Source organism: Nocardia jejuensis NBRC 103114 (assembly GCF_001613145.1).
GTDB lineage: Bacteria > Actinomycetota > Actinomycetes > Mycobacteriales > Mycobacteriaceae > Nocardia > Nocardia jejuensis.
Map to the genome: position 1 here is coordinate 111,248 of NZ_BDBU01000019.1, position 14,467 is coordinate 125,714.

The 14,467-nt window shown below is 65.0% G+C and carries 10 protein-coding genes; all 10 read left to right on the plus strand.

All coding sequences use genetic code 11. The features are described 5' to 3' along the window. Positions 1 to 33 precede the first annotated feature (33 nt). The 10 genes from NJ1_RS15820 to NJ1_RS15865 all read left to right on the plus strand — a co-directional run bounded on the left by NJ1_RS15820 (position 34) and on the right by NJ1_RS15865 (position 14,431). Positions 34 to 321: a WXG100 family type VII secretion target gene (locus NJ1_RS15820; RefSeq protein ID WP_067694211.1), complete on the plus strand. Its 288-nt coding sequence runs from the start codon at positions 34 to 36 to the stop codon at positions 319 to 321. Then, positions 311 to 1,153, plus strand: coding sequence for an ESX secretion-associated protein EspG (locus NJ1_RS15825; protein WP_067694214.1), 843 nt, complete (start codon positions 311 to 313; stop codon positions 1,151 to 1,153). The genes NJ1_RS15820 and NJ1_RS15825 overlap by 11 nt, the downstream gene beginning before the upstream one ends. Before the next feature lie 552 nt (positions 1,154 to 1,705). Next, positions 1,706 to 2,707, plus strand: a complete 1,002-nt coding sequence (locus tag NJ1_RS15830) for a MinD/ParA family ATP-binding protein (RefSeq protein WP_067694217.1) — start codon at positions 1,706 to 1,708, stop codon at positions 2,705 to 2,707. 68 nt (positions 2,708 to 2,775) lie between these two features. Beyond that, a complete protein-coding gene (gene eccD / locus NJ1_RS15835) occupies positions 2,776 to 4,224 on the plus strand; it encodes a type VII secretion integral membrane protein EccD (RefSeq protein WP_281202129.1) in 1,449 nt (482 codons plus the stop codon). Beyond that, positions 4,224 to 5,579 carry a type VII secretion-associated serine protease mycosin gene (gene mycP, locus NJ1_RS15840; RefSeq protein ID WP_084478303.1) on the plus strand — a complete coding sequence of 452 codons (1,356 nt, stop codon included), beginning with the start codon at positions 4,224 to 4,226 and terminating at the stop codon, positions 5,577 to 5,579. The genes eccD and mycP overlap by 1 nt, the downstream gene beginning before the upstream one ends. Beyond that, positions 5,576 to 7,288, plus strand: a complete 1,713-nt coding sequence (gene eccE / locus NJ1_RS15845; RefSeq protein ID WP_067694224.1) for a type VII secretion protein EccE — start codon at positions 5,576 to 5,578, stop codon at positions 7,286 to 7,288. The genes mycP and eccE overlap by 4 nt, the downstream gene beginning before the upstream one ends. A gap of 160 nt (positions 7,289 to 7,448) precedes the next feature. After that, on the plus strand, positions 7,449 to 7,664 hold the full coding sequence (locus NJ1_RS40515) for a helix-turn-helix domain-containing protein (RefSeq protein WP_245717406.1): 216 nt from the start codon (positions 7,449 to 7,451) through the stop codon (positions 7,662 to 7,664). 74 nt (positions 7,665 to 7,738) lie between these two features. Beyond that, on the plus strand, positions 7,739 to 8,737 hold the full coding sequence (locus tag NJ1_RS15855; RefSeq protein WP_067694227.1) for a discoidin/SUN/FTP domain-containing protein: 999 nt from the start codon (positions 7,739 to 7,741) through the stop codon (positions 8,735 to 8,737). A gap of 476 nt (positions 8,738 to 9,213) precedes the next feature. After that, positions 9,214 to 9,444: a hypothetical protein gene (locus tag NJ1_RS39720; protein WP_169813150.1), complete on the plus strand. Its 231-nt coding sequence runs from the start codon at positions 9,214 to 9,216 to the stop codon at positions 9,442 to 9,444. 139 nt (positions 9,445 to 9,583) lie between these two features. Further along, positions 9,584 to 14,431, plus strand: coding sequence for an NAD-glutamate dehydrogenase (locus tag NJ1_RS15865; protein WP_084478305.1), 4,848 nt, complete (start codon positions 9,584 to 9,586; stop codon positions 14,429 to 14,431). Positions 14,432 to 14,467: the final 36 nt, after the last annotated feature.

Genomic DNA, 14,467 nt, shown 5'->3' on the forward strand with positions numbered 1-14,467 from the left:
ATTAACGACCGATTCTCGAAAGGCTGACACGCAATGCTTTACGATTTTGTCGCGATCAACACTCACACCACGCGCCTCGGCGCAATTCTCGATGCCATGGAGCAAAACCGCATCCATCTTATACGTATCAAACAGAACCTTCTCGACTGTGGGTTCACCGGTGCAGGAGCAACGGGATATGACTCAGTGACGACCGAGTTGAATGCCAAGCTGGACGACTACGGAGCAAGTCTGGCCAAGCTGCGTACAGCAATCGGCACCGCAGCCAGTCGAATGCAGCTCGTGGACGAGAACAACGGTAAAGGCTTCTATGGCATCTAGCCGGTCGAACGATGACCCTGTCGCTGTCGACTTGAACGTCGATGCCGCTCTTCTGCTGCAAACTATGGTCGAGATCGACACGTATCCGGCGGTGCTGGCGTTGTTGCCGACTATCGAGCGCATCGATGATCGCGACAAGGTCAACGCTGTCGTCGCCAGACAACTCACCGACGTAGGCATTATCGACGACAACGGCGTCCATCCAGTGATCGCGCACTGGCTGCGCTGTCTGGCACGGCCCGATGTGGAAATGGCCGCTCGCATCATCGACCGCAGCGACCCGAGTGGCGTACCCGGGATGCTGCGGATGTCGTTGGTGCGCAGCGGCGAAACCCATGTGCTCGCCGTACGACACGACGACCACCTCATCATCCAAACGGTACCGACCGACGGAGAAAAAACCGACGCCGTAGCAACCGCACTGCTCGCAGCCCTGGGTAGCGCACCGGCCCTGCAATTCACCCCACTGACCGCCGCCGATGAGGAGTTCGCGGCCGTTCCCGCTGACGCGCACTCCCGCCGACCGGCCCTGGTGCAGTTGGGTGCGGACCCACGCACAGCCGTTGTGCTCACCAGGGCACTGGACGAGGTGGTCCGGCGCGCGGAAGTACTCATGATCGAACATCGCGACGGCGTCATTCCCAAACCCGACTTGGGCATGAGCGTGCTGGACACCCCCTCCGGGCGAATCACGGTCGTGCCGAGCCGGGATTTGAACCAACACGTGCACTCCACCTATCAACCAGGTGACTCCGCGAGTCTGCACGCGGGCATACGAGCGCTGGCCGACCTGCTACCCGGCGGCAGTTGGTTCCGAACCAGCCGAACATGAACACCCCTCGGGGATTGTCGAGAGGATGAGGGGAAAATGAACACAGCACCGAGCAGCAAAGACGAGACACCCAGCTCCATGCGCGCTCGGGGCGGTTATGCCGCCTACTTCACCGCCACCGAGAGCGACACCGACACCGGGGCCGCATCTGCACCCGGGCGCAGCCACCCGCCACTGCCCGAGCCAACACAGTCTCCCCAGGAGCAAGACGAATCAATCGGCACCCAAACGAAATTCGCCGCGACCTCGGAACCGTATGGGGCAGAACAACGGCCACAACCCTCCCCACCGCTCGCGCCCCTTCCCACAGACGCAACGCACACCTACGCAGGGAACCCAGAACCCTACAGCCACGGATCCCGCCAGAGGGGGCCGTCCGATCCCACTCACACACCCCCGGACATCGACAGCAGCCATCCCGCCGCTATGTCACCGTCGATCACCGCGACACCTTCACCTCTCGCGTCGCAGTCCGCCGCCCCCACTTCTACCCCCGCGACTCACCCTCCCTTTCAGCCGGCCCCACCACCAGCTACCCGGACCCCAGACCGTGTGGGCTACTCCGAACCCGCCGCCTATCAAGCCCTTCCGATTTCACTGACCTCCAACGAACTGCTCGCCGACATCGCCGCGAGCCGACAAGCCCAACTTCGCTCGACCACCGGAATGCGCGGTGCGCTCAACAAAGTCGGCTTCAACATCGGCCTCTCACCGACCGAGCAACGTACCGAACACCGCCGTGCCCGCATCCGCCGTCAACTCGGTGCCGCCTACCAGGTCGCGGTGCTGAACGTGAAAGGCGGCGTCGGCAGGACCACCACAGTAGCCGCGCTCGGTGCGACCTTTGCAGCGCTGCGACCCGACCGGGTCGCAGCCATCGACGCCAACCCCGACTTCGGTGACCTCGCCGCGCGCACCAGCCACCACTCCTTCGGGCTGACACTGCGTGACCTGGCCCAGGAAAAATACATCGACGCATTCTCCGCCGTACAAGCCTTCGCCTCGATCACCACCTCGGACCTGGCCGTGGTGGCCTCACCCTGGTCGCCCGCCGCCCTGGATCCACTCTCGGGTGCTGAATACTTGGCCGCCACCACCATTCTGCGCAAGCACTACAACCTGCTCATGGTCGACTGCGGCACCGCCGTACTCGCCTCGGCCACCCGCGCTGTCCTCGAATCCAGCGACGCGGTCGTACTGGTCACCCCCGCAACCGTGCGCGGCGTGACCGGCGCGGTCGCCACCATGGAATGGCTCAACGCCCACGGACAGTACCGTCTCGCCGCCCATTCGATCATCGCGATCGTGCTGCAGCACCCCTCCAAACCCGTCGTCGAGGTCGCACGCATCGAGGAACTCTTCGCCACCGCTGGGCGCCCCACCTTCCTCATTCCCTACGACAAACACCTGGCTGAAGGCGGCGAGATCGACCTGCGCCTGCTGGACAACGACACCGCCTTGGCCTTCGAAGACCTCGCGGCCACCGTCGCGGACAGCTTCCCCGACAACATGATGACCGGATACAGCCGCACCGAACGCGCAGGACACCAGTGAGCTCCCCCTCTGCCCTAGCCGCACCACCCCCCGCCACGGCCCAACCTGCCGAGGTCGCGCGCGCACGCGTGGCAGTCATGGTCGCCGTCTACCAGATCGATGTGGTACTGCCGACCAAATTCAGTGTCGAAACATTCATGGACGACCTGCTTTCGGTGCTGAGCGCGACCATCGACGACCCCACCGTCGACTTCACCGCCCCCTCCGGGCACTGGACGCTGGCACGACCAGGCAGCGCACCGATGCCGCGCTGGAGCACACTCGCAGAGCACGACATCGCCGACGGCTCGCTGCTGATGCTCACATGCACCGACTCGACCGAGACGTTCGACCCACTGGTAGAGGACATCACCGACGCCCTCGCACGCGTCAACGAGCGAGAATTCTCCGAATTCGACCCCGGGACAGCCGCATTGACAGGGCTCACGGCATTCGGGATCAGCGCCGTCACAATCGCGGTGTCGCTCGCTTGGTCGTGGACCCGCACCGGCTCGGTGCTGTGGTGCGCCCTACCCGCACTCGTGCTGGGCGCACTGAGCGTGTTCGCCGCGATCACCACCCAGCAACGCCACCACTCACCCCGACACGGCCTCGGCCTGACTCTGGCCGCGATTCCACTGCTCGCCGCCGGTGCAGCCATGCTGGTTCCCCTGCCCTACGGCCAGCACGGCCCCTTCGACGCAGCCAACCTCGCCGCCGCAGCGGCCGTGACCACCATCATCGCGGTCATCGCACTCCGCACGACCCGTCTGGGCCTTCCCACACTGCTCGCGACCACGGTCCTGGGGACTGTGCTGACCCTCGCCGCGAGTCTGGCTACCACCCTGGACATCTCGCTCCGCCAGATATCCGCGGCAACAGCGCTGGCAGGGCTGCTGCTGTTGACCACCGCGCCGCGCCTTGCCGTGCTGATCGCACGAATCCGCCCACCCGACCTGCCCGACCCGGGTCGCGAGGTCAATCACAGCACCCTGACCGACATCTTCGACGCCGAACTCACCGGCCCCGACGAGCAACAATCGGTACCGCCGCGCGACCGAGCGAGCCTGTCGCTCGAACACCGCGCCCGCCTGGCAATCAACGGATTGCGCGGGCTGATAGCCGCAGCCTCCATCCTGCTCGCCGGCACCGCAGTGCTCCTGGCCCAGCAGAGCCCCGGCGGCATCCGCGAAATCCTCACCGGCACCGCCATCGCAGGCGTGCTGGTCATGCGTGCACGCTGGTACCCCGACCGCGTCCAAGCCCTCGCACTGCTGTCCGCGGCCGCCGCCACTGTGCTCGGTATCGGCGCCGTACTGGTGAACTCGTATGAGACCGCGCCCGCGCGAGTGATGGTCACGCTCACGATCGCCGCACTCGCGACCGCTGGATGCAGCGCAGGCGCACGTCTGCCTGCCATGCGGCTCTCACCGGTAGTACGCCGCACGATCGACCTCATCGAATACACATTCGTGCTCACCATCCCCATACTCACCTGCTGGATCATGGGCATCTACACCGCCATGCGAGGGCTCTGATGAGACTGCGTGCCGCGCACGCTCTGCTCGCCGCGCTCTTGACCGTAGCCGCAGGCATCGCGCCAGCTGCAGCGGTACAGCCACCCGCACCGGTGACCGCACCACCGCCCGACGGGGACAAACCGGGACCGGAGTACCCCACCAAACAAGACAAGGGATGCGTCGCAGTCGGTGTGCTTCCCCACAGTGACCTCGCTCAGGTACCTCCACCCGAACGCGCCCTGGACCTACGCCGAGTCCGCGCGTTGAGCTCCGGAGCGGGAATCACCGTCGCGGTCATCGACACCGGGGTCAGCCCGAACATGCGCCTGCCCACCCTCGACGGCGGCGGCGACTACGTCCAATCCGGCGGCGACGGACTGTTCGACTGCGACGCACACGGCACACTCATCGCCGGCATCATCGGCGCCGCACCCGACCCCGCCGACGGATTCACAGGCGTGGCCCCCGATGCCCGCATCCTGTCCATCCGCTACCGATCCGGAGCCTTCACCCAAGACGGAATCGCCAACTACGATCCTGCCCAACAACTCTCGACACAAATGCGGATCCTGGCACGAGCCATCACACGCGCAGCGAACCTCGACGCGAACGTGATCGCCATTGCACTACCGATCTGTGTACCCGCCACTCTCGCGGTGGACCACTCGAGCCTGTCCGCTGCGATCAACTACGCCACCCGAATCAAGGGCGCACTCATCGTGGCCGGGGCAGGAGACACCGGCAACGGCTGCGAGCAAAACCCCGGCATCGATCCCGCCCGCCCCAACGACCCCCGCAACTGGGACGGCGTCAAGACGATCTCCACACCCGGGTGGTACTCCACCGATGTACTGACCGTCGGCTACACCACCGCCACCGGGGAGACCGTCTCCGAATCACTGACCGGCCCCTGGGTCTCGGTCGCCGCACCCGGCACCGGGATCGAATCACTCGGGCCCGGCGGCGGCGACCTGATCAACGGCGTCGGAGCTCCCGACAAACTCTCCGCAGTCGGAGGCGCCTCATTCGCCGCGGCCTACACCGCCGGCGTGGCAGCCTTGCTACGCTCCCGATTCCCCAACGAAACCCCAGCCCAGATCGCGGCCCGACTGCAAGCCAGCGCACACGCACCAGCACGCGGCATCGACAATATCGTCGGCGCAGGCATGATCGATCCCCTCACAGCCCTGAGCTACCGCACCCCGCCCCCCGCCCCCGCGGGACTCTATGGCGCCACAACACTGACTATTCCGGCGCCACCACCCGCCAAGGACCCGCGACCCGCAATCACGGCGCTGTGCGTCATCATCACCGCGCTCCTGCTCGCCATCAGCTCGACTGCGGCGTACCGCACGCTCCGGAGGCGGGGTTGACCGAACCACGCATCGCAGTCGGCACAATCGGCAGAACCCCCCTGGCGGTACTGATCATCGGTGGTGGACCCGCCTTGGCCGCGATATCCACCCGCACACCATGGTGGGTCACCGCGATGCTGGCCTCGGTCGCGATCACCATGACCGCCCTGCGGGTGCGCTCACGCACACCCGCAGAATGGCTTCTGATCTGGGCCGACTACCGACTCGGGCGCAACACACCATCAACACCCCACACCCTCGCAGCGGACCTGATCGATATCGACACCGCCGCCGGCTCGTGCGGTATCCGCAGGGGTGAGACAACACTGGCCGCGATGATCCAACTCGCCCCGAACCTGGACCTGCCCACCATCATCACCGAACAGACGGTGTACACCGAAGACACCCTTCCGGTGGCCCTGCTCCTACCACTGCTGAATCAGTACGGCATCACCGTCGATATCGACATCGTGACCACCGGCCGGCGAGTCCGCCCGAACGGCGACTACAGCATGCTGTACGACCAACTGATCGGCTCGCACCCTGTCATCGGCGAACGCCGGACCTGGCTCGTGGTCCGTCTGGATCAACACCGCAACCTTGCAATGATGACCCACCGCGGACCCAGCGCCGTCGCGGGCCCACGCGCCCTGGCCGCGGCCACCCATCGCATCGCATCACGACTGCGTGAGCGCGGGATTATCGCCCAGGTCCTGCCCTCCGCCGCGGTCCGAGAGGCAACCCTGTTGCTGCACACCGGAGTTCGCGCACCCGATCTGCAGCAGCAATGGGACCACCTGAGCGTGGGCACCGCCGCACGACGCGTCACCAGCTTCACCGTCGACTGGAACCGACTCGGCGACACCGCGCTCGATGACTGCTGGAGCTGGAACCGCGGCTGGACCACCGTCGTCATTGGACTGGCCCACCACCAGGACGGGCCACGCGGCCTGGTCCGATTCGTCGGACCCGAACCCGAACACCCGCTACCTCCCTACCTTCGCCCACTGCCCGGCCGCCAACTCGACGCCTTCCTCGCCACCCTCCCAGGAGAAAAATCGGTACACCAACTACCCCGCCGCCGCGACGGGAGCAACCTCGCATCCACCACACTGCTACCTGAACTGTTCGTACCCATCGGACCCAACGGCCAGATCCTGGGCGCCATCAGCGGTCAGCCGCACCACACCCTCGCGATGCCGCTGTACGACCCGGCCCGATACCACCCCCGCCGCCGATCCATCGACATCCGAGCATCGCTACCGGTCGCCCAGCAGATCGTATTGCGCGCCATGGTCGTCGGGGCCAGCGTAGAAGTGCACTCCTCTCGCGCACACGCCTGGATACCCCTGGTGCACGCGGTCGGAGACCCGCTCTCACTGCGACTGGCGGCCAACCCCGATGAACAGCACGAGGATTCGAACACCCCACCCGCGACCCTGATGGTGTTCGACCAGATAACGCCACGTGGCTCTGGCGCCAACACCACCCTCACCATCGGGGACCCCGGCACCCGGCCACGCAAATCACCCGACCTTGCCATCGAACAGATCGACGAGGCCACCGTCGAGGTCGGCATCCCCCTGCACACGGTGCGCGTCGACCTCATCGAGCCCCGCGGCGAAACCCGATACTTCGAACAACCACCGAACCCGGTCAGCACCGACCCCGCAGCCAGCGACGCGTCACCATCGCCACACCCGCAGATCCCGATCCCCGGTCGATGAAATGAACGGGGACGGGGAAGTAGTGTCCTGGGGTGTGGTAACGGATTCGAAATCGCAGGACGGCGATGCGCGATCGCTCGGTGAAAACCTCGAGCAAACCCCGAGACAGGCTGCAGCGGCGATATTTTCACGCCGGCTCTCGGCGTTGATCTCCGAATCGATGGTCTCGACCGAAGACGGCGCGACACGATCGCTGACCCTGTACTCCCTCGCACAGCACCTGGAGTTGGCATACCCCGATGTGCCTGTCTCCCAATCGGGTCTGTACCGGCTCATCCATGGGGACGCCATACCCCGCCTCGATCTGATCATCGCGCTGGCACGCGTATTCGACGTACCACCGGAATATTTCGTCACCGGAGAAAGAGACCGCTGATCACCCCAAAAGCCTTCTCGGCAGCGGGAATAGCGTGAACTCCTACCGGCGCTGGGCTCGATACCATCCCAGCCATGCCAGACACCGACCCGGGAGATGTCTTTCTTCAACACCGGGAAGCGGTCCTGGAAGCATTGCTGTCCGACCCGTCACTGAACTGGACCGGAACCCCGGAGCCGGAACAAACCCGGCTCGACGGGGTCGACGAAGACCCATTCACCCCCGGTCTCACACCAGCATCCGGTAACGGTCCGAAGGCCAGCGAGCGGATCCTCGCTCTGTTGAACGGACAGAACGCCGATACCGACACCGAGCGGTCGGACTACGTCCCCGCCGATACCGACTACGCGCAGACCCCGGGTACCGAGGACAACACGCAATCCTCGGCCTCCTCCAGCGACTCGCGTGCCTCCCTAGCGCGACGGGGCGCACCGATCCGCGCTCTGCTCCCGCGCATACGCGAACCCAAGGTGGCATTGGCCATCGCGGCTGCGTGCACGTTGGTGGTGGCGCTGGCGATCCTGACCTCCGGCGGTGAAACCGAGCCCACGAACAACCCGGCGGTGCTCGCCACCGGCACCGGTTCGCCCGATCCGCTCACCCCGACCCAGCCCGCCACCCCGACCACCGCCGTGGGATCTCCCATCCAGATCAAATCCGCGCAATCGCACTGCCCTCCAGGCGGTACGCCGGCAATGGACGCGTTCGCCGGAACCGGTAAGGCATGGTCGTGCCCGCGCGCCTACAAAGTCGACGGTCAGATCCTGATCATCGATCTGGGCCGCTCCTATCGAGTCGACTCCATCGGTGTCGTACCAGGATGGGACGCCAGCACCCCCGACGGTGTCGACCAATGGGTGAAATACCGTACTGCCAGCCGGGTTTCGTACCGGTTCGATGACGCCAACGCCACCACCTACACCCAGCAGACCCTGGACCAGCGCGCGTTGGTCATCACGAAGGTCAGCCCGGAGATCAGCGCCACCAAGATCGTCGTGACCGTCCTCGAGTCCAAAGGTGACCCGGTCCTCAACTCGATCGCCCTGTCCTCGATGGTGGTCACCGGACATTGACCGCGCACGATCTGATCTGCGGATACTGCGCGCACCTCAGCCCGGGCGGCGCGGCACGTTGCGCACACTGCGGAGCGCCACTGGCCAAGGCAGTCGCCGACACAGCGCGTACAGGCGAGGCCTTGACCGGTCCTGTTCTCGCCGGCGCCGAAAAGGCCATCGGTCCGATAGGCAAGTCAGTCGAAGCCTCGATCACGGCGATCACCGCCACAGGGTCGCCGTTGCGGCGATGGTGCGCAACTCTCGCAGGGGCTGTCCCTCTGGTGGCCGTGGCCGTCTTTCTGCTGCGCTCGTGCGGCCCGATCCTCCCCCCGATCGGGTGGAGTACCCCGGTCAGCTGGAGCACCCCGGTCACCTCACTGCCTCAGACCTTGCGCTCGGCCGCGGTATGCCACGAGGCAGGTGTCAACGGCGACCGATGCACCATTGCTGCGGATGATCCGCTACTGGCGGCCGGTGTCGGAGGAGGCAAGGAATTGGCCTTCACCGTGCGCATCGTCACCGCCGATCAACTCGCCAACGACCTGCAACAGTGGCGGTCGGTCAAACCCACGCTGGTCTCGGACGGCACAGCATTCGTCGCGATCAGCCCCACATGGAGAATCTGGTACGCCGAAACCCGGGCAGGCCTACAACTCGAAACCAGCCCGCTGCCCAGCGCCGGCGCCGCTCGTGCCTTCTTGATGCGATCGGGACTCCTGCGCTGACCGGGACCGGGTCGTTCCCACCCGCGGAGAGCCACGACCGCAGAATTTGTTACATTAATAGATGAGCCGTTACATAACGGCACAATAAACAGGTGCTGTAGCCTCGGGTGCGGCCCGGATATCGGGAAGGTGCACAACGATGGTGCCGACCACACTACCGATGGTGTCGTGGCAGAAACTCCGCGAAGATCCCGCAACCCTCGAAGCGGTCTACTTCCGGTGGATACGTCCCGACACGAGCGCCACGACGGTGACCGATCGCGCAGGGCAGATCTTCCACCGCCACCTCGAACTCGCCGAAGCACGACGACCGGGTGTGGCGCTCACCCGCGTCTACCGGCCGGGAGACGAGAGCGGACTCGGCGCGGCCATCCAGATCGTCAACGACGACATGCCCCTGCTGGTGGATTCGATCACCTCCATGCTGCGCCGGCACGGCGTCGCCGTCAGCGAGGTCATCCACCCGGTCTTCGATGTGAGGCGCGATGACCGTGGCCGCGTATGTGCGGTCGCCTCGGCAGATGTCCGCCGCCACAGCACCGATACGATCGCCGAGTCGTGGATCCACGTGCAACTAGACCCCACCCTCGAGCACACACTGCTCGACCACATCGCACACACACTGCCCGATCTGCTCGCAGCCGTCAGAGCAGTAGCCTGCGACACCCCCGCTATGGCAGTCACGCTCTCGAAGGTGGCGAAGACTCTCGACCGTGTCCCCACCGACGACACTGATGTCGAGAACACCGAGAACGCACGGCTACTGCGCTGGCTCGGAGACGGCCACTTCAACCTGCTCGGCTACCGATACTGCAGCCCCGCAGCAGATTCCGCGACCACCACCGACCCAGGACTGCATCCCGAAGCAGGTCTCGGGATCCTGCAGCAGCACATCGGCGCAGACCTGACCATTGCGACACTGTTTCCTGATCCACCGATGCTGCGCATATCCAGCGGCTCGCTCGACGGTGTACTGCCCGGCGCGCCGGACGGCTACATCATCACCGTCGCAGACAAGCCGAACCGCGAGTCCGAACACACGGTCCATGGCGCTCACATGTTCATCGGAACCTTCACCGTGACCGGACATCACGAGAACATCCTGGACATCCCTGTGATCTCGGGGCGAGTACACCAGGTCATGGAGTGGGCCGGGGTAGCGATCAACTCGTTCGCCGGTCAAGAATTGCTCGAGATGCTGCAGAGCTTCCCGCGCGCCGAACTGTTCCTGACCGACGCACGCCGCTTGTTCGACACCGTCTCTGAAGTAATGGACTTGAGCCGACGTCGACACGTACGGCTGTTCCTTCGTCCCGATCCCCGCACGAACGCGGTGTATTGCCTGGTCTATCTGCCCCGCGACCGCTACTCGAGCGACGTTCGCCTGCGCATGCGCGACATCCTGCGCACAGAACTGGGCGGTGAACAGATCGACTACTCCGCCAGGGCGACCGAATCCGAACTCGCCGTGGTCTACTTCACCGTCCACCGCCCCACCGGAGCCTCCGCCGCGGACGTCTCGGAAAAGAACCGCGAACGGATACAAGAACTTCTGTTCGCCACCACTCGGTCGTGGTCCGATCTGCTGCTCGCCGAGGCGGCCAAGAGTTCGTCCGTACCCCCCGAACTCGCCGCCGATTATGCCGCCGCTCTGCCCGCCGCCTACCGCCAGGAATTCCCACCATCGCGCGGACTTGCCGACCTTCATCGGCTCCACGCTCTCGTCGAGGGCGGTATCGATACCCACCTGTATCGCCAACCCACCGCCAAGACAGGGGAGTGGCGGTTCGCGCTGTATGTACACGGCCACGAGGTGTCCCTGAGCAGAGTACTGCCCATCCTGCACAGCCTCGGCGTCGAAGTCATCGACGAGCGACCGTATCCGCTGACCCTCGCCGACGGATCACGACGCTGGATCTACGACTTCGGCCTGCGCGTCCCGCTGGACATCGGTGAGACGGATCCGTTGCCGGGCAACGATATCCGCCAGCGCGTCACCGACGCAGTGAGCGCCATGTGGTTCGACGCGATCGAGGTCGACGGCCTCAACGAACTGGTGCTCCGCGCCGCACTGTCATGGCGGCAGATCGCTGTCCTGCGCGCGTACGCGCGCTACCTGCAGCAGGCAGGCTTCGCTTACTCCTTCGGCAACATCACCCGCGTACTGCAAACCCACCCCACCATCACACGTGCGTTTCTCCAACTGTTCACCGCTCGCTTCGATCCCGACTCCGCAGGTGAACTCGGCACCATCCGAGCACAGAGCCTCGAGAACGAATTGAGCGCCCAGATCGACGCCGTGGTGAGCCTGGACACCGACCGAATCCTGCGTGCCCTGCTCGAACTGATCCGTGCGACCCTGCGCACCAGCTACTTTCGCGACGATCGGATCAGCAGCGACCGCGACTACCTGTCGTTCAAGCTCGATCCTCGACGCATCACCGTACTGCCCCAGCCCCGGCCGCAATTCGAGATCTTCGTCTACTCACCCCGGATCGAGGGCGTACACCTGCGCTTCGGACCCGTCGCACGGGGCGGGTTGCGGTGGTCGGACCGCCTCGAGGATTTCCGCACCGAAATTTTGGGATTGGTCAAGGCACAAGCGGTGAAGAACGCGGTCATCATACCGGTCGGCGCCAAGGGCGGTTTCGTGGTGAAACGCCCGCCCACCGCCACCGGCGACACGGTCGCAGACCGACAGGCCCTGCAGAAGGAAGGTGTGCGATGCTATCGCACCTTCATCTGCGGGCTGCTGGACCTGACCGACAACATCGACCACACGACCCGCGAAGTGATTCCCCCACCACAGGTGATACGCCGCGACGACGATGACACCTACCTTGTCGTCGCCGCGGACAAGGGCACCGCCGCATTCTCCGATATCGCCAACGACGTCGCTCAGGACTACAACTTCTGGCTGGGGGATGCGTTCGCCTCCGGTGGTTCAGTGGGCTACGACCACAAAGCGATGGGCATCACCGCGCGAGGAGCCTGGGAATCGGTCAAGCGTCACTTCGCTGAGCTCGATATCGATACCCAGACAACCGATTTCACCGTGGTGGGTATCGGTGACATGAGCGGTGACGTGTTCGGCAACGGCATGCTGCTCTCGCGGCATATCCGTCTGATCGCCGCCTTCGACCATCGGCATATCTTCCTGGACCCCAATCCGCATGCGGCGACTTCTTTCGCCGAACGAGAGCGCCTCTACGCGCTGCCACGCTCGTCATGGGCCGACTACGACCGCTCACTGATCAGCGACGGCGGCGGCGTCCATGACCGCACACTCAAAGCGATCCCGATCACAGCACCCGTACGCGCGACACTGGCCCTCGACCCGGGAATCACGACGCTGCCACCGCACGAACTGATCCGCGCCATCCTCACCGCCCCCGCGCACCTGCTCTGGAACGGTGGCATCGGCACCTACGTCAAGGCCCACAGCGAAACCAACACCGACGTGGGCGACAAATCCAACGACGCGGTACGAGTCGATGCCAACGCCCTGCGCGTCACCGTGATCGGCGAAGGCGGAAACCTCGGCATCACCGCTCTGGGACGGATAGAGTTCAGCCGCGGCGGTGGAAAGTGCAACACCGACGCAGTCGACAATTCCGCAGGCGTGGACTGCTCCGACCACGAAGTCAACATCAAAGTCCTGCTCGATAGCGTGCTCGCCGCAGGACAGCTGTCTCTGGCCGAACGCACTCTTCTGCTGACCACAATGACCGACGAGGTCACCGAACTTGTACTACGCGACAACATCTCACAGAACTTCCGACTCGGGATCTCTCGCGCGCACGCTCCGCAGATGGCCGCCGTGCATCAGCGCCTGCTGACCCATCTGGAAACGACCACCGGCCTGGACCGCGTGCTCGAGGCTTTGCCCTCCGATCAGGAAATGCGCCGCCGGATCGACGCAGGCACCGGACTGACCTCGCCGGAATTGGCGACTCTGCTGGCACACGTGAAGCTGTCACTCAAACGTGAACTGCTGGCCGGTTCACTGCCGGATCACCCGGTATTCACCGCGACCCTGCCCGCTTACTTCCCCGCACCGCTGCGCGAACGCTTCGGCACCGCTCTGCAACAACACCCGTTGCGCCGACAGATCATCACCACCACACTGGTCAACCGCGTCGTCGACTACGGCGGCACCACCTACGTCTTCCGCCTCGCCGAAGAGACAGGCGCGAGCACAGAGGACGCGGTACGCGCGTTCACCGCCGTCGCGCAGATCTTCGATCTACACGACCTGTGGCAGCGCATCCGGACCACCCCCATGCCCACCCAAACCCGCGACGAACTCGAACTCGAAACAAAACGCACACTCGACCGCTCCGCGCGCTGGATGCTGACCAACCGCCCCCAACCCCTCGCAATCAGCGCCGACATCACCCGCTACCAGCACGAGATGCGCGCGCTGAGCCCCCTGATTCCCGGACAACAGCCGGGCTGGATCGCCGACACTCTCCTGGCCCGCTCCCGAGCGGCGATCGATCGGGGCGCTCCACCGGACTTGGCCGAAGCGGTATTTCTGCTCATCCACCGATATCCGTTGCTCGATGTCATCGATATCGCCGAACTCGCCGACCGCGAGACTCGGGACGTCATGTCCCTGTACTACGCCCTCGACCAGCACTTCGACATTCAACGGCTGCTCGATGCGGTAGCGACCTTGGAGCGCAGCGATCGGTGGCGCACCCTGGCTCGACTCGCACTGCGTGATGACCTCTACGACTCGTTGCGTGCGCTGACACTCGACGTACTCAACACCACCACCATCGAGGACGGCACCGCCGACAAGATTGCACACTGGTCCTCGATCAACCGCTCTCGACTCGCTCGGGTACGAGCCGCACTCGAAGAGATCTTCGCCACCGGCGAACTGGATATCGCCGGCCTCTCAGTGGCCGCGCGGCAGGTACGCAGCTTGGCCGGGGGAGCGGACTCGGTCTTGTCCACTCGCGGGACCGCCCCCGACTGATGCTCGTACACGACACAGCCGGCCACGCGCGGATAC